Annotated in this window: 29 protein-coding genes; 17 read left to right on the top strand and 12 right to left on the bottom strand. The window is 70.3% G+C overall.

The genetic code is table 11. From position 1 onward, the window contains the following. The first annotated feature begins 57 nt into the window (after positions 1–57). A complete protein-coding gene (locus ACF1B9_RS16665) occupies positions 58–450 on the top strand; it encodes a VOC family protein (protein WP_391740556.1) in 393 nt (130 codons plus the stop codon). Between the two features lie 22 nt (positions 451–472). Here the strand turns inward: ACF1B9_RS16665 and ACF1B9_RS16660 are convergent, their stop codons facing one another. From ACF1B9_RS16660 to ACF1B9_RS16650, 3 genes are all read right to left on the bottom strand, one after another. Beyond that, positions 473–1,171 carry a DUF6597 domain-containing transcriptional factor gene (locus ACF1B9_RS16660; protein WP_391740555.1) on the bottom strand — a complete coding sequence of 233 codons (699 nt, stop codon included), beginning with the start codon at positions 1,169–1,171 and terminating at the stop codon, positions 473–475. Positions 1,172–1,174: 3 nt separating this feature from the next. Further along, positions 1,175–1,327, bottom strand: a complete 153-nt coding sequence (locus ACF1B9_RS16655) for a hypothetical protein (RefSeq protein WP_391740554.1) — start codon at positions 1,325–1,327, stop codon at positions 1,175–1,177. Positions 1,328–1,425: 98 nt separating this feature from the next. Next, on the bottom strand, positions 1,426–2,595 hold the full coding sequence (locus ACF1B9_RS16650) for a YihY/virulence factor BrkB family protein (RefSeq protein WP_391740553.1): 1,170 nt from the start codon (positions 2,593–2,595) through the stop codon (positions 1,426–1,428). Positions 2,596–2,612: 17 nt separating this feature from the next. Here ACF1B9_RS16650 and ACF1B9_RS16645 point away from each other — a divergent pair, with 17 nt between their 5' ends. The 14 genes from ACF1B9_RS16645 to ACF1B9_RS16580 all read left to right on the top strand — a co-directional run bounded on the left by ACF1B9_RS16645 (position 2,613) and on the right by ACF1B9_RS16580 (position 16,145). Continuing rightward, on the top strand, positions 2,613–4,250 hold the full coding sequence (locus ACF1B9_RS16645) for an acyl-CoA dehydrogenase family protein (protein ID WP_391740552.1): 1,638 nt from the start codon (positions 2,613–2,615) through the stop codon (positions 4,248–4,250). A 338-nt stretch (positions 4,251–4,588) separates the two neighbouring features. Further along, complete coding sequence (locus ACF1B9_RS16640; RefSeq protein ID WP_391740757.1) at positions 4,589–5,851, top strand: GAF domain-containing protein; 1,263 nt, start codon at positions 4,589–4,591, stop codon at positions 5,849–5,851. Between the two features lie 82 nt (positions 5,852–5,933). Then, a complete protein-coding gene (locus ACF1B9_RS16635; protein ID WP_391740551.1) occupies positions 5,934–6,527 on the top strand; it encodes a GNAT family N-acetyltransferase in 594 nt (197 codons plus the stop codon). A gap of 168 nt (positions 6,528–6,695) precedes the next feature. Beyond that, entirely contained in the window at positions 6,696–6,779 is an 84-nt protein-coding gene (locus ACF1B9_RS16630; RefSeq protein ID WP_317864749.1) for a putative leader peptide, read from the top strand. 114 nt (positions 6,780–6,893) lie between these two features. Then, positions 6,894–8,591 (top strand): nitrite/sulfite reductase, encoded by a 1,698-nt coding sequence (locus ACF1B9_RS16625; protein ID WP_391740550.1) that lies wholly within the window; start codon positions 6,894–6,896, stop codon positions 8,589–8,591. Further along, entirely contained in the window at positions 8,588–8,779 is a 192-nt protein-coding gene (locus tag ACF1B9_RS16620) for a hypothetical protein (RefSeq protein WP_391740549.1), read from the top strand. Before ACF1B9_RS16625 ends, ACF1B9_RS16620 begins: the two co-directional genes overlap by 4 nt. Beyond that, complete coding sequence (locus ACF1B9_RS16615; protein WP_391740548.1) at positions 8,776–9,489, top strand: phosphoadenylyl-sulfate reductase; 714 nt, start codon at positions 8,776–8,778, stop codon at positions 9,487–9,489. Before ACF1B9_RS16620 ends, ACF1B9_RS16615 begins: the two co-directional genes overlap by 4 nt. Positions 9,490–9,512: 23 nt before the next feature. Then, positions 9,513–10,058, top strand: a complete 546-nt coding sequence (gene cysC / locus ACF1B9_RS16610; RefSeq protein ID WP_391740547.1) for an adenylyl-sulfate kinase — start codon at positions 9,513–9,515, stop codon at positions 10,056–10,058. Further along, a complete protein-coding gene (cysD, locus tag ACF1B9_RS16605; RefSeq protein ID WP_391740546.1) occupies positions 10,055–10,990 on the top strand; it encodes a sulfate adenylyltransferase subunit CysD in 936 nt (311 codons plus the stop codon). Before cysC ends, cysD begins: the two co-directional genes overlap by 4 nt. Next, positions 10,991–12,334: a sulfate adenylyltransferase subunit 1 gene (locus tag ACF1B9_RS16600; RefSeq protein WP_391740545.1), complete on the top strand. Its 1,344-nt coding sequence runs from the start codon at positions 10,991–10,993 to the stop codon at positions 12,332–12,334. It begins immediately after the preceding gene. A gap of 244 nt (positions 12,335–12,578) precedes the next feature. Continuing rightward, positions 12,579–13,694: an aliphatic sulfonate ABC transporter substrate-binding protein gene (locus tag ACF1B9_RS16595; RefSeq protein WP_391740544.1), complete on the top strand. Its 1,116-nt coding sequence runs from the start codon at positions 12,579–12,581 to the stop codon at positions 13,692–13,694. A 36-nt stretch (positions 13,695–13,730) separates the two neighbouring features. Next, complete coding sequence (locus ACF1B9_RS16590; RefSeq protein WP_391740543.1) at positions 13,731–14,519, top strand: ABC transporter ATP-binding protein; 789 nt, start codon at positions 13,731–13,733, stop codon at positions 14,517–14,519. After that, on the top strand, positions 14,506–15,384 hold the full coding sequence (locus tag ACF1B9_RS16585; protein WP_391740542.1) for an ABC transporter permease: 879 nt from the start codon (positions 14,506–14,508) through the stop codon (positions 15,382–15,384). The genes ACF1B9_RS16590 and ACF1B9_RS16585 overlap by 14 nt, the downstream gene beginning before the upstream one ends. Before the next feature lie 8 nt (positions 15,385–15,392). Continuing rightward, positions 15,393–16,145, top strand: coding sequence for a sirohydrochlorin chelatase (locus ACF1B9_RS16580; protein WP_391740541.1), 753 nt, complete (start codon positions 15,393–15,395; stop codon positions 16,143–16,145). A gap of 48 nt (positions 16,146–16,193) precedes the next feature. On the opposite strand, the gene ACF1B9_RS16575 is transcribed toward ACF1B9_RS16580, so the two are convergent. The 3 genes from ACF1B9_RS16575 to ACF1B9_RS16565 form a co-directional block, all read right to left on the bottom strand. Continuing rightward, entirely contained in the window at positions 16,194–16,826 is a 633-nt protein-coding gene (locus ACF1B9_RS16575; protein WP_391740540.1) for a DsbA family protein, read from the bottom strand. 68 nt (positions 16,827–16,894) lie between these two features. Beyond that, complete coding sequence (locus ACF1B9_RS16570; RefSeq protein ID WP_391740539.1) at positions 16,895–17,479, bottom strand: TIGR03086 family metal-binding protein; 585 nt, start codon at positions 17,477–17,479, stop codon at positions 16,895–16,897. A gap of 10 nt (positions 17,480–17,489) precedes the next feature. Next, positions 17,490–17,663 carry a 2-dehydropantoate 2-reductase N-terminal domain-containing protein gene (locus tag ACF1B9_RS16565; RefSeq protein ID WP_391740538.1) on the bottom strand — a complete coding sequence of 58 codons (174 nt, stop codon included), beginning with the start codon at positions 17,661–17,663 and terminating at the stop codon, positions 17,490–17,492. Between the two features lie 116 nt (positions 17,664–17,779). Here ACF1B9_RS16565 and ACF1B9_RS16560 point away from each other — a divergent pair, with 116 nt between their 5' ends. Both ACF1B9_RS16560 and ACF1B9_RS16555 read left to right on the top strand, forming a co-directional pair. Beyond that, positions 17,780–18,649: an aldo/keto reductase gene (locus ACF1B9_RS16560; RefSeq protein ID WP_391740537.1), complete on the top strand. Its 870-nt coding sequence runs from the start codon at positions 17,780–17,782 to the stop codon at positions 18,647–18,649. A gap of 14 nt (positions 18,650–18,663) precedes the next feature. Next, positions 18,664–19,518, top strand: a complete 855-nt coding sequence (locus ACF1B9_RS16555) for an ABC transporter ATP-binding protein (protein ID WP_391740536.1) — start codon at positions 18,664–18,666, stop codon at positions 19,516–19,518. Positions 19,519–19,524: 6 nt separating this feature from the next. On the opposite strand, the gene ACF1B9_RS16550 is transcribed toward ACF1B9_RS16555, so the two are convergent. The 6 genes from ACF1B9_RS16550 to ACF1B9_RS16525 form a co-directional block, all read right to left on the bottom strand. Next, entirely contained in the window at positions 19,525–19,920 is a 396-nt protein-coding gene (locus ACF1B9_RS16550) for a DUF4440 domain-containing protein (protein ID WP_391740535.1), read from the bottom strand. Continuing rightward, positions 19,917–20,492, bottom strand: coding sequence for a DUF1697 domain-containing protein (locus ACF1B9_RS16545; RefSeq protein ID WP_391740534.1), 576 nt, complete (start codon positions 20,490–20,492; stop codon positions 19,917–19,919). Before ACF1B9_RS16545 ends, ACF1B9_RS16550 begins: the two co-directional genes overlap by 4 nt. Before the next feature lie 122 nt (positions 20,493–20,614). Continuing rightward, on the bottom strand, positions 20,615–21,817 hold the full coding sequence (locus ACF1B9_RS16540) for a S8 family serine peptidase (RefSeq protein WP_391740533.1): 1,203 nt from the start codon (positions 21,815–21,817) through the stop codon (positions 20,615–20,617). A gap of 446 nt (positions 21,818–22,263) precedes the next feature. Further along, the gene (locus ACF1B9_RS16535; RefSeq protein WP_391740532.1) at positions 22,264–23,562 is read right to left on the bottom strand and encodes an ABC transporter substrate-binding protein; all 1,299 of its coding nucleotides are present in this window, start codon (positions 23,560–23,562) and stop codon (positions 22,264–22,266) included. Beyond that, positions 23,562–24,401: a carbohydrate ABC transporter permease gene (locus ACF1B9_RS16530; protein WP_391740531.1), complete on the bottom strand. Its 840-nt coding sequence runs from the start codon at positions 24,399–24,401 to the stop codon at positions 23,562–23,564. The genes ACF1B9_RS16535 and ACF1B9_RS16530 overlap by 1 nt, the downstream gene beginning before the upstream one ends. Continuing rightward, positions 24,398–25,348, bottom strand: coding sequence for a carbohydrate ABC transporter permease (locus ACF1B9_RS16525; RefSeq protein ID WP_391740530.1), 951 nt, complete (start codon positions 25,346–25,348; stop codon positions 24,398–24,400). The genes ACF1B9_RS16530 and ACF1B9_RS16525 overlap by 4 nt, the downstream gene beginning before the upstream one ends. Positions 25,349–25,377: the final 29 nt, after the last annotated feature.

The raw sequence follows: 25,377 nt of genomic DNA, 5'->3' as shown, positions 1-25,377 counted from the left end.
ACCGTCCATGTCCGTTTCCTACAAGACCCGTGACGATGGCCGTCCTAAGGTCGGAGCATGACTCCACGCATGGACGCGATCGGCATCATCACCTCGGATCTGGCCGCATCGCTCACCTTCTACCGACGGCTCGGACTCGACATCCCCGCCGACGCGGAATCCGCACCCCATGTCGAAGTGACGCTCCCGGGCGGACAGCGTCTGTTGTGGGACACCGAGGAGGTCACCCGCTCGTTCGATCCCGACTGGTCCCCGTCGCACGGCGGGGAACGCCTCTCACTCGCCTTCCTCTGTGACAGCCCGGCGGAGGTGGACACGGTGTACGACGACCTGACCGGCGCCGGGTACCGAGGGCATCTGAAGCCGTGGGACGCGGTGTGGGGGCAGCGCTACGCGACGGTCCTCGACCCGGATGGCTGCGCGGTGTCGCTGTTCGCCGCCAACGGCTGAGCCCGGCGCCCGTCCGGGCGCCTCACGAGGGCGCCAAGTGGGCGGTCAGGGTGGTCCCGGCCAGGTCGCGCATCTCCCGTGCGAGATGGGCCTGGTCGGTGCAGCCCGCCGCGACCGCCGCCTCGGCGTAGGGCGTCCCGGACCGGGCGAGGGCGAGCGCACGCTGCAGCCGCAGGATCCGGCCCAGCGTCTTGGGCCCGTAGCCGAAGGCCGCGAGTGACCGGCGGTGCAGCTGACGGGCGCCGAGGCCCACCGTCCGCGCGATGTCGGCGACGGACCGGCCGTCACCGAGCTGCGTGGCGACGGACCGCATCAGCGGGTCCGGCGGAGCCGTGTCGACCGCTCGTCGCAGCGCGATGGTCTCCAGCCCTGCAGCGGGGTCGGGGGCTTCCGCCAGGCGCTCGGTGAGTTCCCGGACCAGCGCGCCCGGCCACAGGTCCGCGAGATCGACCCGGCGGTCGCGCAGTTCGTGCGCCGGCGCACCGAGCAGCGCGGGGGCCGTGCCGGGTACGAAGCGGATTCCGGTGTACCGCCCGCCGGTCCCGACGGCCGCCGTCGTGGCACGCGTGTCGGGTCCCGCCACGAGCAGCCGTCCGTCGATCCAGAGCAGGTCCATGCAGCCGTCCGGCAGCACCGCATGGGCCGATCCGTCCGGCACGCTCAGTGTCCACAGGGTCGCGCCGTCGAACCTCGACGCCCACTCTTCGTACCTGTCGTCCATGCCTCACACGCTCATCTCGTCGGCGGACGGAATCAGCTTCCCGGCCGCGGTGACGACGGCGCCGATGGAGTGCATCACCGACAGCGGCGCGACGGTCACGGTCGAGGTCGGCTGCCGTACGCCGGGCGCGCACCTCGTCGCCCTGCGCGACGACAACACCCTGACACCCCCGGGGATTCCGGCGCCCACGATCCCGGCCGCACCACCCTCACCGACCGCACCACCCGCATCCGCCGACCAGCCGGCGGACGTCCTCAGCCGCCGGACGAGTCGTCCGGCCGGTCCGGCTCCTTGTCGCGGCTCGGCTGCAGCCGGGACTTCACGTCGTCCGGCGGCAGGAATCTCGACCAGCGTTCCGGGAACTCGGACGGCATGTAGGGGCTGCCGCCGTCGTCGTCCTCCCCGTCGTCGTCCAGGTCGCCGTCCTGGTTGTCCGCCTGCGTCCGGGCCACGAACTCCGCGGCCTGGGCCGCCCGTACCCGGTCGTTGGCCGCGCGCGCGGCGGCCGTCGCCAGTGAGGGCCACACCCGGTCGATGGCGGCATTGACCGCCGCCCCCACCAGCACCGCGAACGCGGAGATCCCGATCCACAGCAGGACGGCGATCGGCGCGGCCAACGAGCCGTAGATCGTGGGCCCCTCGACCGTACTGGTGAGGTAGATCCGCAGCAGGAAACTGCCGAGCACCCACATCGCGAGCGCCACCAGCGCCCCCGGCACGTCCTCGATCCACGGCGAACGGACCGGCACGGACACGTGGTAGAGCGTCGTCAGGAACGCGATCGACAGCAATATCACCACCGGCCAGTACAGCACGCTTATGAGCTCGGTGCCCCAGGGGATGAACTCCACGACCCTGTCCGGGCCGACCACGAGCAGCGGCAGCACGACGGCGCCGAGCAGCAGCGCGACGACGTACAGCAGGAAGGAGAGCAGCCGCGTCTTGACGATGCCGCGCTGGCCGTCGAGGCCGTACATCACCGTGATCGTGTCGATGAAGACGTTGACGGCGCGGGAGCCGGACCAGAGCGCGATCGCGAAGCCGATCGAGATGACGTCGGGCCGCGCGCCGGTGGTGACGTCCGCCAGGAGCGGTTTGGCGAAGTCGTTCACGCCCCGCTCGCTGAGCACCGTCTGCGCGGCGTTGAGGATGTTCCGCTCGATGGAGGCGACCGTGGTGGTGTTGGTCCACTCGTCGACATATCCGAGCAGCCCGATCAGACCGAGCAGCAGCGGTGGCAGGGACAGCAGGGTGAAGAACGCCGCCTCGGCGGCGAGTCCCAGAATGCGGTACTCCATGCACGAGTTGATGGTGTCCTTGAGCAACTGCCAGACCATCTGCCGCTTGGATACGTTGCGGTAGAGGACTCGGGCGCGGTGGAGCCGCCCCGGTGGCCGCTCGGGTGTTTCATTTGCTGCCTGCACGTCCTTACCGTAGCGGCATGGCAGCCACCACCCACACAGTGTCCAACCAGGTACCGCCGCTGAACGGCTACGACGTCTTCGCCGCCGACCTCGCACTCACCGAGGCCGTGCAACGTCACATGCCACCCGAACTTCTGGCCACGGCGCGGGTCGAGCTCGGCGAGCTGGGCCGGGCCGCCGGCTCCGCGCAGGCGCAGGAGTGGGGGGCGCAGGCGAACGGGAATCCGCCGGTGCTGCGCTCCCACGACCGGTACGGCAACCGCATCGACGAGGTGGAGTTCCATCCGGCCTGGCACCGGCTGCTGGGCCATGCGGTCTCCGCGGGTCTGACCGACGCCTGGGGCAGGCCCGCCGGTCATGTGCGGCGGGCGGCCGGCTTCCTGGTGTGGACGCAGGCGGAGGCGGGACACGGCTGTCCGTTGTCGATGACGCACGCGGCGGTGCCCGCGCTGCGGACCGATCCGGCACTGGCCGCCGAGTGGGAACCACTGCTGACCTCGACGGTGTACGAGCAGGAGCTGCGGCCCGCCGCGCAGAAGGCCGGTGTGCTCTTCGGGATGGGCATGACGGAGAAGCAGGGCGGCACGGACGTACGGTCCAACACGACGCGGGCCGAGCCGCTGGCGGCCCCGGGTGAGTACCTGCTCACCGGCCACAAGTGGTTCTGTTCGGCCCCGATGTCCGACGGCTTCCTGGTCCTCGCGCAGGCGCCGGAGGGTCTGACGTGTTTCCTGCTGCCCCGGGTGCTGCCCGACGGCACCCGCAACACGTTCGCGATCCAGCGGCTGAAGGACAAGCTGGGCAACCGGTCGAATGCGTCGAGCGAGGTCGAGTTCGACGGGACGTGGGCGCGCCGGGTCGGTGACGAGGGGCGGGGGGTGCGCACCATCATCGAGATGGTGGCGGCGACCCGGCTGGACTGTGTGGTCGGTTCGGCGGCGCTGATGCGGCAGGCGGTGGCACAGGCGATCCACCACTGCACGTACCGCAGCGCCTTCGGCGGGGTGCTGATCGACAAGCCGCTGATGCGCAATGTGCTGGCCGATCTGGCGCTGGAGTCGGAGGCCGCGACGGTGCTGGCGCTGCGGCTGGCGGCCGCGTACGACGCCGACTCGGAGAGCGAGCGGGCCTTCCTGCGGATCGCGGTGCCCACCGCGAAGTACTGGGTGACGAAGCGGTGCACACCGATGGTGGCCGAGGCGCTGGAGTGTCTCGGCGGCAACGGCTACGTCGAGGAGTCCGGAATGCCCCGGCTGCTGCGCGAGGCGCCGCTCAACTCGATCTGGGAGGGCTCGGGGAACGTACAGGCCCTGGATGTGCTGCGGGCGCTGCAGCGCGAGCCGTCGGCGCTGAACGCGTTCCTCCAGGAGGTCGGCAGGGCACGAGGTGCCGATCACCGGCTGGACGGGGCGATCAAGGACATGCTGACGGAGCTGGCCGATCTGAACGGGATCGAGGCGCGGGCCCGTCGGCTGGTCGAGCGGATGGCTCTCGTACTGCAGGGCTCGCTGCTGGTGCGCTGGGCGCCGCCGGAGGTGGCCGACGCGTTCTGCGCGTCACGGCTGGGCGGGGACCGGGGAGCGGCGTTCGGGACGCTGCCGCACAGCCTCGATCTGGCCTCGGTCGTGGAACGGGCCCGGCCCGTCGAGCGATAGGGCCTTGCGTTCGGCTCGGGCCGGATCCCAGGGGCGGGGCGCGCCCGGTGCGAGTCGAACGAGCGTCCATGAGGCGGACGTACAGCAACGGAGGGTGGTGCTGCGCCGACACGGCACCACCCTCCATGCTGTGCACACCGAACAGGGAGCACAGGCCCCGCCGTACGGTGTTCCGCCACTCTCGTACGGACCCGCACCCGCTCGCCAGAGTTGCAAAGGGTTGCAACCATTGTGTGGAGTGCGCAGTATCGGTCCCCTCACAGCGGGCAGGATGGGCCCGCGGGCCGTCGAGCCGGCCCTGGCATCTGGGGGGAACGAGCGTGGAGACAAGCCCTGCCGTGGTGGCGCGATCGGCCGTACCGCAGTCCGTCGAGGCCCTGCGCGTGATCCACCGGGCCAGGGAGGCCAGGCTCGCCGGCGGGCGTTCTCCGGCCGCTCCGCGGGCGGAGATCGGCGCCTCGTGGGACCGGGTGCTGCGCAGCGGTGTCGATCCGGATCAGTCCACCGAGAGCGTGCTGCTGGAGATGGACGAGATCGAGCGCCGGCGCCGGACGTCGGCGCTGGGCGAGGTGATGCCGCTGCTGAACGAGAGCCTGGTCTCCCTCGCGGACGCCGCCCAGCAGATCGTGGTGGTCACCGATGTGGAGGGCCGGGTGCTGTGGCGCCGGGGCAATACGGGCGTGCTGCGCCGGGCGGACGACATCTGTCTGGCGGAGGGCGCGGCCTGGGCCGAGGCGAGCATGGGGACGAACGCGATCGGTACGGCGCTCGTCTCGCGCACACCGGTCCAGGTCCATTCGTCGGAGCACTTCGTGCGGAGTCTGCACAACTGGACGTGTGCGGCGTCCCCGGTGCGTGATCCGCGGGACAACCGGCTGATCGGCATCGTCGACCTCAGCGGTCCGGCGTCCACCTTCCATCCGGCATCGCTCGCCCTGGTCGGTTCGGTCGCCCGGCTCGCCGAGAGCGAGATCAAGAACCGTCATCTGCAGGCGATCGACCGGCTGCGTTCGGTGGCGGCGCCGCTGCTGTGCAGGCTGGGCGGCCGGGCCCTGGCGGTGGACACCCACGGCTGGCTCGCCGGGGTCACCGGGATGCCGCCGGTCGACCGGCTGCCGCTGCCCAAGTCGTTGCAGCCGGGCCGGGTGTGGCTGCCGTCGCTCGGCATGTGCCGGGTCGAGCCGTTGTCCGGCGGCTGGCTGGTGCAGGTCACGGACGGACCCTCGGACGAGTCGCGGCGCCGGGTGGTGCTGGATCTGAGCCGGCCGCGCGGTCTCACGGTCAATGTGGCAAGTGCGGTCAGCACCTGGACACAGCGGCTCTCGCCGCGCCACGCGGAGCTGCTGTACGCCCTGGCGCTGCACCGCGAGGGGCGTACGGCGTCGGAGCTGGCGCAGGACATCTTCGGCGACGCGACCCGGACGGTGACGGTGCGGGCGGAGATCTCACGGATCAGGCGCCATCTGGCGGAGGTACTGGCGCACCGCCCGTACCGCTTCGGCGAGGGGGTCGAGGTGGAGGTGATCCACCCGGAGCACCCGGCCGATCTGCTGCCGCGCTCGACCGCGCCGGTGGTGGTCAGGGCGCGTACGGGCGGATAGGCCCGGTGACAAAGGCGCCCGGCCGTCCCGAGCGGCGGGACCGGCTTGGGCCGGGGCCGCGCGGCATGGTTCCCTGGCAGCCATGAACAACCCCGCGCGCACCGCTGCCACCACCGCCGAGGTGACCATCTGGTCCCTGGAACAGACCTCCCCCGACGATCTGCGCCCCGCCGCGGTCCCGGAGGGCGACGTGCGGATCGTGCGCTCGGAGGTACCGCTTCCCGAGTTCAGCCGGTTCCTCTACACGGCGGTCGGCGGCGACATCCAGTGGACGGACCGGCTCTCGATGACGTACGCGCAGTGGCAGGAGGTCCTGGACCGGCCCGGCGCGGAGACCTGGGTGGCGTACGCCGACGGCACCCCGGCCGGATACATCGAACTGGACCCGCAGGACGACGGCGTGGTCGAGATCATGTACTTCGGGCTGATACCGGCCTTCCGGGGGCGCCGGATCGGAGGTCATCTGCTCTCGTACGGGGTCGCCCGCGCCTGGGACCTGGCCGAGCGCCGGCCGGAGCGGACGCCGACCAAGCGGGTCTGGCTGCACACCTGTTCCAAGGACGGCCCGCACGCCATGGACAACTACCTGCGGCGCGGCTTCCGGCTCTTCGACACGAAGGTGGAGCTGGAGCCCGAGGTGGCGACACCGGGACCGTGGCCAGGGTCGGGGCGGTAGTGCCAGGAGAACGGCTCCGGCACCGATCGGGGTGATTGCGGCCATTACGGGCGACCCGACCCGGACGGATGGAGTGACAGGCACCACACGTCTCGCATCACGGGACACTCTCGTCCACATCATGGATAGTGGTGGACTGCTCCGAGATGTGCGTGACACGCTTCCGTCATGCCTGGAACTGGAATTGCCTTGGTGAGTCGACGCCACGTCGACCTCGGCCGCGTGTCCAGCGCCATCTGTCCGGCGAGCTGAGAGTCCCAGCACCGCCGCGATCCCCTTTTCTCCACAAACTCTGCGCACCGCCGCGCCTCAGCGCGAGTGTGCAGTTCAGAGCCGCCCTCCCGCAGTCCCGAAGGACGTACCGTCATGGCCGCTACCCCGGAACAGCCTGCGCTCACCACGCCCCGCCGCAAGGCCGGACGCCACCGTGGCGAAGGCCAGTGGGCCGTGGGGCACCACACTCCGCTCAACGGCAATGAGCAGTTCAAGAAGGACGACGACGGTCTCAATGTGCGGACACGCATTGAGACGATCTATTCCAAGCGGGGATTCGACTCGATCGACCCCAACGATCTCCGCGGGCGCATGCGCTGGTGGGGTCTGTACACCCAGCGCAAGCCCGGGATCGACGGCGGCAAGACCGCGATCCTGGAGCCGGAGGAGCTGGACGACACGTACTTCATGCTGCGGGTGCGGATCGACGGCGGCCGGCTGACCACCGCGCAGCTGCGGGTCATCGGCGAGATCTCGCAGGAGTACGCGCGCGGCACCGCGGACATCACCGACCGGCAGAACATCCAGTTGCACTGGATCCGCATCGAGGACGTCCCGGCCATCTGGGAGAAGCTGGAGGCCGTCGGTCTCTCCACCACCGAGGCGTGCGGCGACTGCCCCCGCGTGATCATCGGCTCCCCCGTGGCGGGTATCGCCGCCGACGAGATCATCGACGGCACACCCGCCGTCGACGAGATCCACGACCGCTACATCGGCAACAAGGAATTCTCCAACCTGCCGCGCAAGTTCAAGACCGCGATCTCCGGCTCGCCCGTGCAGGACGTGGTGCACGAGATCAATGACATCGCGTTCGTCGGTGTGGTCCACCCCGAACACGGTCCGGGCTTCGACGTCTGGGTCGGTGGCGGGCTCTCCACCAACCCGAGGCTGGCCGAGCGGCTGGGCGCCTGGGTGCCGCTCGAGGAGGTTCCGGACGTCTGGGCCGGAGTCGTCGGCATCTTCCGCGACTACGGATACCGGCGGCTGCGCACCCGCGCCCGCCTGAAGTTCCTGATGGCCGACTGGGGCCCCGCGAAGTTCCGCCAGGTGCTGGAGGACGAATATCTGAAGCGTCCGCTGACCGACGGGCCCGCGCCCGAGCAGCCCAGCAGCCGCTGGCGCGACCACGTGGGTGTGCACCGGCAGCAGGACGGCCGCTTCTACGTCGGTTTCGCACCCAGGGTCGGCCGCGTGGACGGATCCACCCTCGCCAAGATCGCCGATCTCGCCGCGGCGCACGGCTCGGACCGGCTGCGGACCACCGTCGAGCAGAAGATGCTCATCCTCGACGTGGCACAGGACCAGGTGGACTCCCTGGTCGCCGGACTGGAGGCGCTCGACTTCCAGGTGCAGCCCTCCCCGTTCCGACGTGGCACGATGGCCTGCACCGGCATCGAGTTCTGCAAGCTGGCGATCGTCGAGACGAAGGCCCGCGGCGCCTCGCTGATCGACGAACTGGAGCGGCGCCTGCCGGACTTCGACGAACCGCTCACCATCAACATCAACGGCTGCCCCAACGCCTGCGCCCGCATCCAGACCGCCGACATCGGCCTCAAGGGCCAGCTCGTCCTGGACGCCGACGGCAAGCAGGTCGAGGGCTATCAGGTGCACCTGGGCGGCGCCCTGGGCCTGGAGGCCGGCTTCGGCCGCAAGGTCCGTGGCCTGAAGGTCACTTCGGCCGAGCTGCCCGACTACGTCGAGCGGGTCCTGGGCCGCTTCCAGGAGGAGCGCGAGGACGGCGAGCGGTTCGCCACCTGGGTGGCGCGGGCCAGTGCGGAGTCGCTGTCATGAGCGAACGTGCCGCGCCGTTCCACTGCCCCTACTGCGGCGACGAGGACCTGCGCCCGCACGAGACCGGGCACGGCGCCTGGGAGTGTGCCTCCTGCAACCGCGCGTTCCAGCTGAAGTTCCTGGGCCTGCTGGCCCGCGGGCTGCGGCACGAGGAGGGGAAAGACGAGGGGAAAGGGGACGGGATATGACGGATACTCAGTCCGAGGAGCGCACCGCCGAGGAACTCGAGGAGCTGGCGGGCCGCGCGGGCCGGGAGCTGGAGCACGCCTCCGCTCCGGAGATCCTGCGGTGGGCCGCCGACACCTTCGGCAAGCGGTTCTGCGTCACCTCCTCCATGGAGGACGCGGTCGTCGCGCACCTCGCCTCGCGCGCCCTCCCGGGCGTCGACGTGGTCTTCCTCGACACCGGCTATCACTTCCCCGAGACGATCGGCACCCGCGACGCGGTGGAGGCGGTGATGGACGTCAATGTCATCACCCTGACCCCGCGGCAGTCCGTGGCCGAGCAGGACGCCGAGCACGGACCGGGGCTGCACGACCGCGACCCCGACCTGTGCTGCAAGCTGCGGAAGGTCAAGCCCCTTGAGGAAGGCCTGAGTTCGTACGCGGCCTGGGCGACCGGGCTGCGCCGCGACGAGTCCCCCACTCGCGCGAACACTCCGGTCGTCGGCTGGGACGAGAAGCGGCAGAAGGTCAAGGTCTCACCGATCGCCCGCTGGACGCAGGACGACGTCGACGCGTACGTGGCGGAGCACGGCGTTCTCACCAACCCGCTGCTGATGGACGGATACGCCTCCGTGGGCTGCGCGCCCTGCACCCGCCGGGTACTGGAGGGCGAGGACGCCCGCGCCGGGCGCTGGGCCGGCCGGGGCAAGACCGAGTGTGGTCTGCACGGCTGATGACGACTGATCAGGAGACTTCGATGAGCGTGACGGAGACGGGAGCCACCATCTGGCTGACCGGTCTGCCGAGCGCGGGCAAGACCACCATCGCGTACGAACTCGCCGGGCGGCTGCGCGGCGAGGGGCATCGCGTGGAGGTGCTCGACGGTGACGAGATCCGGGAGTTCCTCTCCGCGGGTCTCGGCTTCTCCCGCGAGGACCGCCACACCAACGTCCAGCGGATCGGCTTCGTCGCCGAGCTGCTGGCGGCCAACGGCGTGAAGGTGCTGGTCCCGGTCATCGCCCCGTACGCGGACAGCCGGGACGCGGTCCGCAAGCGGCACCAGGCCGAGGGGACCGCGTATCTGGAGGTGCATGTCGCGACCCCGGTCGAGGTGTGCTCCGTACGTGATGTGAAGGGCCTCTACGCCAAGCAGGCGGCGGGCGAGATCAGCGGGCTCACCGGGGTCGACGACCCCTACGAGGCGCCCGAGTCGCCGGATCTGCGGATCGAGTCGCACCATCAGACCGTGCAGGAGTCCGCGGCGGAGCTGTACGCGCTGCTGAGCGAGAGGGGGGCGGCGTGACGACCGTCGCGACCGTGCCGGAAGGCACCGACAATCCGTACGCACTCAGCCACCTGGACTCCCTGGAGTCCGAGGCCGTGCACATCCTTCGCGAGGTGGCGGGCGAGTTCGAGCGGCCGGTGATCCTCTTCTCCGGCGGCAAGGACTCCATCGTGATGCTGCATCTGGCGCTCAAGGCCTTCGCGCCCGCGCCCGTGCCGTTCGCGCTGCTGCACGTCGACACCGGGCACAACTTCCCGGAGGTGCTGGAGTACCGCGACCGCGCGGTGGTGCGCCACGGACTGCGGCTGCACGTCGCCTCCGTGCAGGAGTACATCGACGCCGGCAAGCTCCGTGAGCGCCCGGACGGCACACGTAATCCGTTGCAGACCGTGCCGCTGACCGAGGCCATCCAGCAGCACCGCTTCGACGCCGTGTTCGGCGGCGGACGCCGTGACGAGGAGAAGGCACGCGCCAAGGAGCGGGTCTTCTCGCTGCGCGACGAGTTCTCCCAGTGGGATCCGCGCCGCCAGCGCCCCGAGCTGTGGCAGCTCTACAACGGCCGCCACGCGCCGGGCGAGCACGTCCGGGTCTTCCCGATCTCCAACTGGACCGAGCTGGACGTCTGGCAGTACATCGCGCGCGAGGGCATCGAGCTGCCGGAGATCTACTTCGCCCATGAGCGCGAGGTGTTCAGCCGCTCCGGCATGTGGCTGACCGCGGGCGACTGGGGCGGCCCCAAGGAGGGCGAGCGGGTCGAGACCCGGCAGGTCCGCTACCGCACGGTCGGCGACATGTCGTGCACCGGCGCCGTCGACTCGGACGCGACGACACTGGACGCCGTGATCGACGAGATAGCCGCCTCCCGGCTCACCGAGCGGGGCGCGACACGTGCCGACGACAAGATGTCCGAGGCCGCGATGGAAGACCGTAAGCGCGAGGGGTACTTCTAGATGACCACACTCAACCGGCACCCGGAGCAGCTGTCGGCCACCACCCTGCTGCGGTTCGCCACCGCGGGGTCCGTCGACGACGGCAAGTCCACCCTCGTGGGACGACTGCTGCACGACTCCAAGTCGGTCCTCGCCGACCAGTTGGAGGCCGTCGAGCACGCCTCGCGCAGCCGGGGTCAGGAGGCACCCGACCTGGCGCTGCTGACCGACGGGCTGCGGGCCGAGCGTGAGCAGGGCATCACGATCGATGTCGCCTACCGCTACTTCGCGACCCCGCGCCGCCGGTTCATCCTGGCCGACACCCCGGGGCATGTGCAGTACACCCGGAACATGGTGACGGGGGCATCGACCGCCGAGCTGGCCGTCGTCCTGGTCGACGCCCGCAACGGAGTCGTCGAGCAGACCCGCCGCCATGCCGCCGTCGCCGCGCTGCTGCGGGTGCCGCACGTGGTGCTGGCCGTGAACAAGATGGATCTGGTCGACTACGCGGAGCCCGTCTTCGCCGCCGCCGCCGAGGAGTTCACCGCGTACGCCGCGTCCCTGGGCGTACCCGAGATCACCGCGATCCCGATCTCCGCACTGGCCGGCGACAACGTCGTGGAGCCGTCCGCCCACATGGACTGGTACGGCGGCCCGACCGTCCTGGAGCACCTGGAGACGGTGCCGGTCAGCCATGACCTCACCGTCTGCCACGCCCGCTTCCCGGTCCAGTACGTCATCCGCCCGCAGACCGCCGAGCACCCCGACTACCGGGGCTACGCGGGACAGATCGCGGCCGGTGCGTTCCGTGTCGGCGAGGCCGTCACCGTGCTGCCCTCGGGCCGTACGACGACGGTCACCGCGATCGACGCGCTCGGCGAGAGCGTGGACATCGCCTGGGCGCCCCAGTCGGTGACGATCCGCCTGGCCGACGACATCGACATCTCGCGCGGTGACCTGATCGCGCCGGCCGACGACGCGCCCGCGGTCACGCAGGATGTCGAGGCGACCGTCTGCCACGTCGCCGACCAGCCGCTCACCGTCGGCCAGCGGGTGCTGCTCAAGCACACCACCCGCACCGTCAAGGCGATCGTCAAGGACATCCCCTCGCGCCTCACGCTGGACGACCTCTCCCAGCACCCGGCGCCCGGCCGGCTCGTCGCCAACGACATCGGCCGGATCGTCGTCCGCACCGCGGAGCCGCTGGCCCTCGACGCGTACGCGGACTCCCGGCGCACTGGTTCCTTCCTGCTGATCGACCCGGCGGACGGCACCACGCTGACGGCCGGCATGGCCGGTGCCTCGTTCACCGCCGTGACCGAGACCGCGGCCGAGGTGGCCGACGACGCCGCATGGGACTTCTGATGGACATCGACATCTACTCCACGTTCGCCAAGGAGGGCGGTCGCGTCGGCAGCGGCGCCCTCGGCAGCGGCCAGGGCGGGGTCGCGCGATGTGCGCGATGACGTACGCGCACTGCCTGCGCGCCCACTCGCACCGACCGCACCACCAGCACAGCCAGTTCAGACGAAGACCCGCCGACTTCCCGGCCGCGTCCCCGTAGATCCCGAGGGATGTGAGCACCGGGCCGACGAGAGGAATGCCTCCCGTGCCTGCCCCCCGTACCACGCTGCGCCGCGGTCTCTCCGCTGCCGCCGTCCTGCCGCTGCTCGCCGTCGCGCTCACCGCCTGCGGATACGGCTCCGAGGCGAAGGACGACGACTCCAGGAAGTCGGACGTCGCCGCCGACGCGAAGAAGCTCTCCACGGACACCGTGCGGATCGGCTACTTCCCCAACCTGACGCACGCCACCGCGCTGGTCGGTGACCAGGAGGGGATCTTCCAGAAGGAACTCGGCGGCACCCTGCTCAAGACCTCCCAGTTCAACGCCGGCCCTTCCGAGATCGAGGCGCTCAACGCCAAGTCGATCGACATCGGTTTCATCGGCCCGTCGCCCTCGATCAACGGATTCACCAAGTCCAAGGGCAAGAACCTGAGGATCATCGGCGGTTCCGCCTCGGGCGGGGTGAAGCTGGTCGTCGACCCGAAGAAGATCAAGACCCTGGACGACCTCAAGGGCAAGAAGATAGCCACCCCGCAGCTCGGCAACACGCAGGACGTGGCCTTCCTCAACTGGATCTCCGAGAAGGGCTGGAAGGTCGACGCCCAGAGCGGCAAGGGTGACGTCTCCGTCATCCGTACGGACAACAAGGTGACCCCGGATGCCTACAAGTCCGGTTCCATCGACGGTGCCTGGGTCCCCGAACCCACCGCGTCCAAGCTGGTCGCCGAGGGCGCCGAGGAACTGCTCGACGAGTCGGCCCTGTGGCCCGACAACAAGTTCGTGATCACGAACATCATCGTGTCGCAGCAGTTCCTGAGCGAGCACCCCGATGTGGTCGAGGCGGTGCTGCGCGGTTCGGTGAAGACCAACGCGTGGATCAACGCCAACCCGGACCAGGCGAAGGCCTCCGCCAACGCCGCGCTCAAGGAGCTGACCGGCAAGGCGCTGCCCCCTGAGGTCCTGGACCCGGCGTGGAAGTCGATCCAGATCACCGACGACCCGCTGGCCGCCACGCTGGACGCGGAGGCCGCGCACGCGGTGAAGGCAGGACTGCTGGAGAAGCCGGACCTCAACGGCATCTACGACCTCAAGCCGCTGAACAAGGTCCTGAAGGCCGCGGGCAGGCCCGAGGTCGCCGACGCCGGTCTCGGCGTCAAGTAAGCCACCCGAACCCAGGATTCCCAGGAGGTGACGACCATGGCGACCACCCTCACCGAGGCCGAGGACCGTACAGCGGTCGGGCACGCCGCCCGTATCGCGCATGTCTCCAAGTCCTTCGGCGGGCCGGAGGGGCAGCAGCCCGTCCTCGACGACATCACGCTCGATGTCGCACCGGGCGAGTTCGTCACCCTCCTGGGGGCCTCCGGGTGCGGAAAGTCGACGCTGCTCAACCTGGTGGCCGGACTCGACCGCCCGACCGCGGGCTCCATCGAGACCCCCGGCGGGCGGCCGGCCCTGATGTTCCAGGAGCACGCCCTGTTCCCGTGGCTGACCGCGGGCAAGAACATCGAACTCGCGCTGCGGCTGCGCGGAGTGGCCAGGTCGGAGCGCCGCACGGAGGCGGAGCGGCTGCTCGAACTCGTACGGCTGGGCGGGGCGCACGGGAAGCGTGTGCACGAGCTCTCGGGCGGGATGCGGCAGCGGGTGGCCATGGCACGGGCCCTCGCCCAGGACAGCCGACTGCTGCTGATGGACGAGCCGTTCGCGGCGCTCGACGCCATCACCCGGGATGTGCTGCACGACGAGCTGACCCGGATCTGGCGCGAGACGAGGCTCTCGGTCCTCTTCGTCACACACAATGTGCGCGAGGCGGTGCGGCTCGCCGAGCGGGTCGTCCTGCTGTCGTCCCGCCCCGGCAGGATCGCCCGTGAATGGACGGTCGACATCGAGCAGCCGCGCCGTATCGAGGACAACGCCGTCGCGGAACTGTCCGTCGAGATCACCGAACAACTGCGTGGGGAGATCCGCCGTCATGGCCGGCACTGACACGAAGCCCGACGACCTGGCCGGTCTGGAGGCCGGACTCGACGCGCTGGACGCCGTGCAGGTGCACCGTACCCCGGTGCGCGAGGTGCTGCTGCGCAAGGTGCTTCCGCCGGTGCTCGCGGTGGCGCTGGTGGTCGTCGTCTGGCAGCTGCTGGTCGAGGCCCAGGTCACCGACGACTACAAGCTGCCCTCACCGGCCGCGGTGTGGCACAGCGCGTCCGACATGTGGCTCCAGGGGACGCTCCTGGAGGTCGTCTGGACCAGCATTTCGCGTGGTCTGCTCGGCTTCCTGCTGGCCGTGGCCATCGGCACGCCGCTGGGTCTGCTGGTCGCCCGAGTGAGGTTCGTACGGGCCGCGATCGGCCCGATCCTGTCCGGGCTGCAGTCCCTGCCGTCGGTCGCCTGGGTGGCCCCGGCCGTGATCTGGCTCGGGCTGAACGACAGGATGATGTACGCGGTGATCCTGCTGGGCGCCGTCCCTTCGGTCGCCAACGGCCTGGTCTCCGGCGTCGACCAGGTCCCCCCGCTGTTCCTGAGGGCGGGCCGCACGCTCGGCGCCACCGGGCTGCGCGGGACCTGGCACATCGTGCTGCCGGCCGCGCTGCCCGGCTATCTGGCGGGGCTCAAGCAGGGCTGGGCGTTCTCCTGGCGTTCGCTGATGGCCGCCGAGATCATCGCGTCCTCCCCCGACCTCGGGCTGGGGCTCGGTCAGCTGCTGGAGAACGGCCGCAACAACGCGGACATGCCGGGCATCTTCCTCGCCATCATCCTGATCCTGTTCGTCGGTATCGCGATCGATCTGCTGATCTTCAGTCCCCTGGAGCGGTGGGTGCTGCGCAGCCGCGGTCTCCTCGTCAAGAACTGAGCCACACCATGACCGCCCCGGTACTCCTCGTCATCGCCCACGGCAGCCGCGACCCGCGGCACGCCGCGACCGTGCACGCGCTCACCGCGCGGGTGCGGTCGCTGCGGCCGGGACTGCGCGTGGAGACCGGCTTCCTGGACTTCAACGCGCCTTCGGCACCCAGGGTGCTGGAACGGCTGGCCGCGCAGGGAGCAGGGGACGTCATCGCGCTTCCCCTGCTCCTCACGCGGGCCTTCCACGCCAAGTCCGACATCCCGACGGTGCTGCACGAGGCCAGGACCCGCCTGCACCGGCTGCGCATCGTGCAGGCCGAGGTGCTCGGCCCGTCGCCGTTGCTGAACTCGGCGCTGGAACGGCGGCTGTTCGAAGCCGGGATCCGTCCCGGTGAACGGCGCTCGACCGGGCTCGTCCTGGCCTCGGCGGGCTCCACAGACCCGGAGGCGATCGCAGTGATCGCTGAAATCGCGCGGGAGCTGCGGCACACCGGTTGGTGTTCCGTGCGGCCTGCGTTCGCCTCCGCATCCCTTCCGCGGACCGAGGACGCGGTACGCGCCCTGCGGGCCGAGGGTGTGCGGCGGGTGGCGGTCGCCCCGTACGTCATCGCACCCGGCCGGCTCCCGGACCGTATCGCCACAGGGGCCGCAGACGCGGATGTGCTGGCCGATGTGCTGGGCGCTTCACCGGAGTTGGCGCGACTGCTGCTGACCCGGTACGACGAGGCCCGCATCCCGCTCGCCCCGCCTGCCTCGCTCAGCGCATAGGGTCTTTCGTCCGGATCGCACGGGGCTCGGGCGCCCCGGTGCCGGGCCTCAGCCCACGTCGAGGCTGCCGGTGCGGGTGCGCTTGAGCTCGAAGAGATCCGGATTCCCGGCAAGCTCCCGGAAGCTGTCGAAGAGGCGTGCGGCCTTCTCGCCGCGCGGCACGGCCCTCAGGACGGGGCCGAACCAGACCGAGCCGTCGACATGGATCGTGGGCGTACCGACGTAGCCGTCCGCCTCCGGATCCTTGCCGGCGTCGTGGCTGCGCCGCAGCGCCTCGTCGTACGTCTTCGAGTGCGCCGCAGCTGCCAGCGCGGCCGGAAGACCGAGCTGCGCGAGGGATTGCGCGATCACCTCGTCGAAGTCCTCGTTCTTCTGCTGGTGGATGCGGCTGCCCATGGCGGTGTAGAGATCGCGGAGCACCGTGTCGCCGTGCTCGGCCGCCGCCGCGACGGCGACCCGTACCGGGCCGATCGACCTGTCGACCAGTTCCCGGTACCAGTCGGGGAGTTCGTTGCCGATGTTGTGCAGATGGAGGCTCATGACATGGAAGCGGAGCTCGATGTCCCGCTGCTGCTCCACCTCCAGCATCCAGCGGGAGGTGATCCAGGCGAACGGGCAGGCCGGGTCGAAGTAGAAGTCGACGACGGCCCTGCCCGTGTCCGGGGTGCGGTGAGTGGTCATGCGTCGAGCCTAGCCAGGTATTGGCATACCCCTCCGGGCCATTCACCGACCGATCGGCTGGGCCATTTTCAGGCACGGCTCCAGTGCGGGTCGCGTCCGCTGTGGGCCAGCGCCCGATCGAGCACCGAAGCCGATCCGGGCACCGTCACCTCGTCGGCGAAGCCGTCGTACTGCCGGTAGAGCGCGGCGGAGGCGTCGACGATTTCGAGGAGGTGGGCCGCCGCCGCGTCGGACAGCCGGAACTCCTGCCCGGTGGCCCGTGCCACGTCCCAGGTGTGCAGGGCCGTCTCCTCGATGAGCATCGCGGCGATCTCGGAGGCCGGGGTCGTCGAACCCCCCAGGTCGATCTCGCCCTCCCAGACCGCCGGGTCCGACCAGGCGGCGACGGCGCGGTCCAGCTGGGCCGCGTACGTCTGCGCCCAGTCGGCGTCGGCGGTGAAGTCGCGGTTGACGAGTTCGTCCGGGAGGTCCTTGCGCAGGGCGCGGTGCTCCAGACCGTACGAGGTGTAGAGCACCCAGTGGTTGATGAGTCCACGCAGGTCCCACTCGCCGCAGGGGGTGGTGGGCAGGTCGAGCTGTTCGGCGCTGATGGAGCGGGCGATCCGGGCCGCCTCGGCAGCGCATTCGGTCATGTGAGCGTGCTCGTTCTTCATGCGTCCCAGGCTAGGACCCGCCACTGACAACGGTCTTGAAGAAAGGCGACGCCGACCGCGAACCGCGGTTTCGGGAGACGGCGTCGACGAGAGCGACGAGCACGGTGTCGTGGCCGGCCTCGGACAGCCGTCCTCCGATCGCGCCGCCCACGGCTCCCGCTCCCGCTCCGACGATGTAGCGCATCCCGACTCCCGTTCCGCGTCCGCACAGGTCAGAACGCCGACCCTCGGAGCCGAGAGCACCTCGGCACAGGGCGGGGAGTCGTGGCATCGACCGCGCATAGCACTACTGTTCCCGTCATGTCTTCCACGTCATGCCCTCTCGACGATGTGTTCCTGCTCGGTGGTGAGCTGCCCGTACGTCATCTCGGCTACGGCACCGCCCAGCTGACCGGCCCCGGGTACTGGGGGCCGCGCGGTGACCGGCGGGACGCCGTGGCCGTGCTGCGGACGGCCGTCGAGCAGGGGGTCACGCTCGTCGACACCGCCGACAACTACGGCCCCGCGCTGGCCGAGGAGCTTGTCGCCGAAGCCCTCCACCCGTACCCCGGGGAACTGGTGATCGCGACCAAGGGCGGGGTGGTACGCACCAGCGACAGCGCCTGGCACGTCGCGGGCCGTCCGGAGCAGCTGCGGGCGATGTGCGAGGCCAGTCTGCGGCGGCTGCGGACGGACCGGATCGACCTCTACCAGCTGCACCGGCTGGACCCGGACGTACCCATGGCCGACCAGTTGGGTGCCCTCGACGTGTTGAGGCAGGAGGGTAAGATCCGGCACATCGGTCTGGACACCCTCACCGCCGACCAGCTGGAGCAGGCTCTCTCCCTGACCGGGATCGCCTCGGTGCAGAACCGCTTCAACCTCCTCGACCGTTCGTCGGACGCGGTACTGAAGGTGTGCGAGACCCACGGCCTCGCCTTTCTGCCCTGGTTCCCACTGGCCAACGGCGCCCTGACCGGCGAGGCGGCCACGGCACTCGCCGATATCGCCGATCGGCACGATGCCACCCGCGGGCAGATCGCCCTCGCCTGGCTGCTGCACCGCTCCCCCGTGCTGTGCCCGACCCCGGGCACCGGTTCGCCCGCCCATCTGGCGGAGAACCTGGGAGCCCGTGAGGTCGGTCTGTCGGCCGAGGACATGAGCCGCCTGGAGGCGCTCGCACCCGCATGAAGGAGTTCCCCCGCATGAGCACACACATCACCGCCGCTGTCCCAGGCCCCGCCGGCGCCCCCGGTTCCCCCGCCACCGTCCCGGTGATCCGGGCCGACGGCGTCTCGCTCGTGCGGGACGGCACCGTCCTGCTCGACTCGGTCTCCCTGATCGTGCGCGGCGGCGAGCACTGGGCCCTGCTGGGTGCGAACGGGGCGGGCAAGAGCACGCTGCTGGGGCTGCTCGGCGCGGTCAACCACCCCACCAGGGGCTCGGTCGAGGTGTTGGGGCGCACGCTGGGGCGCGTCGATCTGCGGGAGCTTCGGTCGCTGCTCGGACATGTCAATCCGCGCCATCCGCTGCGTTCCCCGCTGTCGGTGCACGAGGTGGTGCTGACCGGCCTGACCAACTCGGTCGAGCCGGTCCCGCGCTGGTCCGCGAGCACGGAGCAGCGGGCCCGGGCGGAGCGGCTGCTGAAGATGCTCGGCATGGGCGACAAGACCGGATCGCGCTGGCCCGCCCTCTCGCAGGGCGAACGGGGACGCACGCTCATCGCCCGCGCGCTGATGCCACGACCTCGGCTGCTGCTGCTCGACGAGCCGGCCACGGGCCTTGATCTCGCCGCCCGTGAGCAGTTGCTCGACAGCCTGGACACACTGCGCGAGGAGCATCCGGAGCCGGCGACGGTCCTGGTCACGCATCATCTGGAGGAGCTGCCCGCCTCCACCACGCACGCGATGCTGCTGCGGGGCGGACGGTGCGTGGCGTCGGGCCCGGCCGACGAGGTGCTGACCACCGATCAGGTCAGCGACTGCTTCGGGCATCCGGTGCGGATCTCCCGTACGGACGGCCGGTGGGCGGCTCGGGCGCAGCGCGTCACCCGTCGCTGAGCGGGCTCAGTCGGCGGTGTCGTCAGCGGCGTTCGCGGCTACGTCGAACGGCGTGGCCTGGTGGAAGTAGAGCACCCAGCCCGCGTCGGTCAGCCGCCACAGCGAACTGCGGTGGGCGAGGTGCCCTTTCGTCTCGGTGTCGTAGGTGAGGTGGACCAGTTCCGCGTCCAGTTGGAGGCCCCTCATCCGGGACGCGGTGAGCGGCCCGGGACGTGGAGCGTCCTCGGCGGTGAGCGAGGCGATCAGCGCGTCGCGGTCCCAGACCCGGCCGGCGGAGTCGATCTCGCGGTACTCGGGGTGCAGCACCTGGGTGAGGAGTTCGGCGGAGGCGCGGACCAACGGGTCCAGGAGGCGGAGCTCGCCCTCCACGGCCGCGGCCACGCCGGGGGACGGTTCGGTCATGCGTGGGCTCCGTCGTGTGCGGTCCCGGCCGACGCGGTCATCTCCACGAGCTTGACCACGGTGTTCCAGTTGCGCGAGGTGGCGATGACGCCCTTGTTGCGGGCGAGGCGGGAAAGGGCTTCGGCGAGTTTGGAACGGCCCAGCCCGTCGGGGGTGTAGAGGAAGAGCGCGCGGTCGCCGAGCCGGAACTCCTCGGGGTGGAAGGCCGCCGCGTCGATCCCGGCGAAGCGGTCGGCGTCGACCGGCTGCCCGTAGTAGGTGATGTGCAGTTGCCTGCCTTCGAGTTCGTCGGCCGGGAACGGGCAGGCCGCGGCAACTGCCGCGAGGTAGCGGCCGTCCCGGACCAGGCAGGGGACCGGGAAGCCGAATCGCTTCTCGATGGCCTGCTCCAGCTCGGCGGCGAGTGCGTCCTCGTCGTCCGACGCGCTGCTGAAGACGGCGTTGCCGCTCTGCAGATGGGTACGGACGTCTCCGTGGCCGAGTTCGGTGAGCAGTGTGCGCAGTTCGGCCATCGGAACCTTCTTGTGGCCACTCACATTGATCCCGCGCAACAGCGCCGCGTACTTCGTCATGGGCACACCATAGGACGATCCGTCCACGCCGCGCGGCCGCCGCGCCCCGTGGGGGAGGGCGCGGCGGCCGCCGATTCCGTTGCGCCGGGCGTGCGCCGCCCGGTCGCGACTGCGGGGATCGGTTACTCGACGATCTTCAGCAGCTTGTTCGGCGTGCCCTCGGTCGCGTTGGAGATCGCGTCGGGGGTGGCTCCGTCGGTCAGCGCCGTGGCGACCTCCGCCGGGGTGGCGTCCGGGTGTCCGGAGAGGTAGACGGCGGCGGCACCGACGACGTGCGGGGTCGCCATGGACGTGCCGGAGATGGTGTTGGAGCCGTCGTCGCTGTCGTTCCAGGACGAGGTGATGTCCGATCCGGGGGCGTAGATGTCCACGATCGAGCCGTAGTTGGAGAACGACGACTGCTCGTCGTCCACCGTGGACGAGGCGACGGTGATGGCCTCCGGGACGCGGGCCGGGGAGGTCTCGCTCGCGTCGGAGGAGTCGTTTCCGGCGGCCACCGCGAAGGTGACTCCGGAGGCGATGGCCTTCTGGACCGCCGAGTCGAGCGCCTCGTCCGCGCCGCCGCCGAGGCTCATGTTGGCGACGGAGGGGCCCTCGTGGTGGGCGGTGACCCAGTCGATGCCCGCGACGACCTGCTCGGTGGTGCCCGAGCCGGAGTCGTCGAGGACCCGCACGGCGACGATCTTCGCCTTCTTGGCCACGCCGTACGTCGCACCGGCGATGGTGCCTGCCACATGGGTGCCGTGGCCGTTGCCGTCATCGGCGCTGTCGTCGTCGTCCACCGCGTCGTAGCCCGAGTCGGCCCGGCCCTCGAACTCGTTGTGCGTGGTGCGGACACCGGTGTCGATGACGTACGCGGTGACGCCCTCGCCCGCGCTGTCCGGGTAGGTGTACGCGTTGTCGCCGGCCGTCTCGGTCTGGTCGATCCGGTCCAGCCCCCAGGAGGGCGGGTTGTCCTGGGTGGCGTCGATGTGGAACTTCTTGTTCTGAACCACCTTGGAGACGGCCGGGTCGGCTGCCAGGCGCTTGGCCTCGGTCAGTGACAGACCACTGGCGGAGAAGCCGTTGACGGCGGAGCTGTAGTTCCGCTTGAGCTTGCCGCCGTACTGCTTGGCGAGCCTCGCCTTGTCGGCCTTGTGGTCCAGCATCACGATGTAGCTGCCCGGTACGGCGGTGGCCGCGTCCGCACCGTAGACGGTGCCCATCGCGGGAGCGGGCGCGGCTCCGGCGACGGGGCTGCCCAGCAGGGTGACTCCGGCCGCCGCGGCCACCGCGGTTATGGCGGCGGTCAGCTTGATCCGACGTGCGCGCTTGTGAATTGCCATGAAGAGGGGTCTCCTCGTCATTCTTTGTGGGGGGATTGACCCCCGGCCGGAAGATCTCCGGGGGTTGGCTCGAAACCCTCACTCATTGACGCGCTCAGATCAAGACCTTCATCCGGCTGTGACTTACACAACAAGGCTTCGTAATAAGAAACCGGCCAGCCTTGTTCAAGTCGGGCACCGCCTCCACGAACTCCGCCGCGCGGACGGCGCCCGCCGCTCCCGCAACGACGACCGGCGCTCTTCGCAAGAGGGAAGGCGGACCCCGTCCGGGCATCCGGACGGACGAGGAGTCGACCTGATTCCGCCCCCACCCGCCAGCCGGCAGATGTGGAGGATCGGTCATGCCTCGCCGTCGGGACGTCTCGGTTCCTTTCGTTCGGGTCGGGACGGATCAGCGAGGGGCACGCGCGGCCCGGCCCCGCCCGAGGCCGGCCGTATCTGACGCGTCAGCGCTGGTAGCGGGCCAGCACCCGGTTCCCGTCGTCCACCAGACGTTTCCTCAGTTCGTCGGTACCGATCGCTCCGCTGTAGTACTCCTGGAGGGCCGGTGCGGCGACCTTGTCCTTCCATTCCGGGTAGCCGCGGACCGACTGCGCGGGGGCCGGGCGGAGCGCCTCGGCGACCGCGACACCGGTCGCCCAGCCGTCCTTGTCGGTATGCAGGGCCGCATCCGCGAGGGCCTCGGTCCCGGTCGGGAGCATCCAGTCCCCCTTGGCCAGTCGCACCATGTTCCGCGGCCGCAGCAGGAAGTCGATGAACCGCGCGGCCTCCTTCTTGTGCGGGCTGGCCTGCGAGACGGAGAGGGTCTGCGGGCTCACCCCCTGGGCAAGCCCGCCGCTGCCCGCGGGGGCGGGCAGGACCGTCCACTCGAAGCCCTCGGGGGCCTGTTCGGCGACCTGTTGACGGTACGAGAAGCCGAGCGGAACCATCGCGTACTTGCCGCCGAAGAATCCGGGGAGCGTGTCGGAACCACCCATGCCGAGCGCGGTGCGGGCGGCACTGCGATCGGTCTCGACCTGGTCGCGAATGGTGTCGGGGACGACCCGATCGCCCTTCTCCGAACGGATGGTGACCTTGCCGTCGGCTCCGCGGTGGAAGAGCCGGCCGCCGGCGGAGAGCCCGAGGTTGAGGGTGACGGAGACCGGCTCCTTGAGCGGCCAGGCCACGCCGTACCTCCCCTTGCCCGTCAGTTCCTTGGTGACCCGGCGGAACTCGGCCCAGCTCCAGGGGCTGTCGGGGGTCGGGACGCGGACGCCCGACTCCTTGAGGATCCGGGTGTTGGCGATCAGGACGCGGGGCTCCTGGAGGAACGGCACTCCGTAGACGCCGTCGCCGAAGGAGGTGGTCCGCCAGCTCTGCTGCGGGATGTCGGCGGTCAGCCGGTCCGGGAGGAGCGTGCGCAGATCGGCGAGGTAGCCGCCGTACGCGAAGTCGGCGAGGTCGTCGGACGCGTCATGGATGACGTCCGGCGCCTCGTCGCCCTCGAAGGAGGTGAGCAGCTGGTCGTGGACGGTGTCCCAGCTGCCCTGGACGTAGGTGACATGGATGTCGGGGTGGGTTTCGTTCCACTCCCTCACCAGTTGCTTGTTGGCGTCGACGGACTCCTTCTGCCAGGCCAGCGACTGGAAGCTGAGCTCGGTCCGTCCGCTGCCGTCCCCGCCGTCGCCCGTCCCCGAGCAGCCCGTGAGCAGCAGGGCCAGCGCGGTGACCACGACGGCGACCGTCGTCCGTACCGGAGCGGGCATCAGCTCTTCACCGCCCCGGCCAGCAGGGAGCCCGTGATCCGTCGCTGGATGATCGCGAAGACGACCAGCGAGGGCAGGGTCGCGAGGAACGCGGCGGCGGCGAGCGGCCCGAGATCGGCCGCTCCCTCCGCACCGATGAAGTGGGTCAGCACGACCGGCAAGGTCTGTTTCTCCGGTGTCTTGAGCAGGACGAGTGCGAAGAAGAACTCGTTCCACGCGGTGATGAACGCGAAGAGCGCGGTGGCGACGATGCCGGGCGCCAGCAGCGGTGCGGTGACCGAGACCAGCGTCCGCAGCCGGCCCGCGCCGTCGACCGAGGCGGCCTCTTCGAGTTCGGTGGGCACGGCCCGTACGTAGCCGGTCAGCATCCACAGCGCGAAGGGCAGTGCCCAGACGACGTACACCATGACCAGACCCCCCAGGGAGTTGATCAGATGGAGATGCTTGAGGATCAAGAAGAGCGGAATGATCAGCAGCACGAACGGAAACGCCTGGCTGATCACGACCCAGCCGGTGGTGGCCGTCGAGAGCCTGGAGCGATGGCGGGCCGTCACGTAGGCCATGGGCGTGGCGATGACGACCGCGATGAGGGCGGCGCAGAGCGCGGCGATGAGCGAGTTGGCGGCGGCCCGGAGCAGTGGCTGTTCGTCGAACGCCTCGCGGAAGTTGTCCAGCGTCGGGTGTTCGGGAATCCAGGTCGGGTGCAGGGAGCCCAGTTCCCTCGCCGGTTTGAAGGCGGTGGAGATCAGCCACAGGAACGGGAACGCCAGAAAGACGAGATAGCCGAGCAGCGCGACGTACTGCCCGGCCCGCGCGAATCCGCCGGCACGTACGCTCATCGGTCCTCGCCTCCCCCGAGCCGGCCGACGAGATGCACCGCGAGGATCACGGAGATCACCGCGACCATCACACAGCCCATCGCGGCGGCGTAGCCGAACTGTCCGTAGCGGAAGGCCTCTTCGTACGCGAAGAGCATCGGCAACCGGGTTCGGCCACCGGGGCCGCCGTTGGTCAGCACGTAGACCAGGGCGAAGGCGTTGAAGTTCCAGATGAAATTGAGCGCGGTGATGGAGAGCGCGACGGGTCTGAGTGCGGGCCAGGTGACGGTGCAAAAGCGGCGCCAGGCGCCCGCTCCGTCCAGTGCGGCCGCCTCGTGGAGTTCGTGCGGGGTGTTCTGCAGTCCGGCCAGCAGGGCGACGGTGGTCTGCGGCATGCCGGCCCAGACGCCCACCACGATCACGGCGGGCAGAGCGGTGGCCAGTCCGGTGAGCCAGTCCCGGCCGTCGCCGAGGCCGAGATCGCGCAAGGTCTCGTTGAGGACGCCCGCGTCCGGGTGGTAGACGAGCCGCCACATGATGCCGACGACCACCTCGGGCATCGCCCACGGAATGATCGCCAGCGCCCGCGCCAGCCAGCGCAGCCGCAGATTCTGGTTGAGCAGCAGGGCGAGGCCGAGCGCCAGCACGAACTGCGGGACGGTGACACCGACGGCCCACAGCAGGCCGATGCGGAACGAGTCCCAGAAGAGGGCGTCGTGCAGCAGATCCTGGAAGTTCAGCACGCCCACCCACTGGGTGGAGCGGGTGCGGCCGGACTGGGCGTCGGTGAAGGCCAGCGCGATGCCGTAGAGGAGCGGGCCGACGCTGAGGATCAGGATCGGGATCAGCGCGGGCAGTACCAGGAACCAGGTGCCCGCGTGCCGGCGCGTCGTCCGGATCCGCCTGCCGCGCGGGCCACCGGTCGGGCCGTGCCTCCCGGTTCGTACGGTTGCAGTCGCCAATGTCATGAATTCGCCCCCTTGCGTCATTCGATCGG

Source organism: Streptomyces sp. NPDC014727 (assembly GCF_043083485.1).
In the GTDB taxonomy this organism is placed as follows: domain Bacteria; phylum Actinomycetota; class Actinomycetes; order Streptomycetales; family Streptomycetaceae; genus Streptomyces.
Note: the sequence above shows the minus strand (reverse complement) of the source record. Positions and strands in the feature narration are given on the sequence as shown.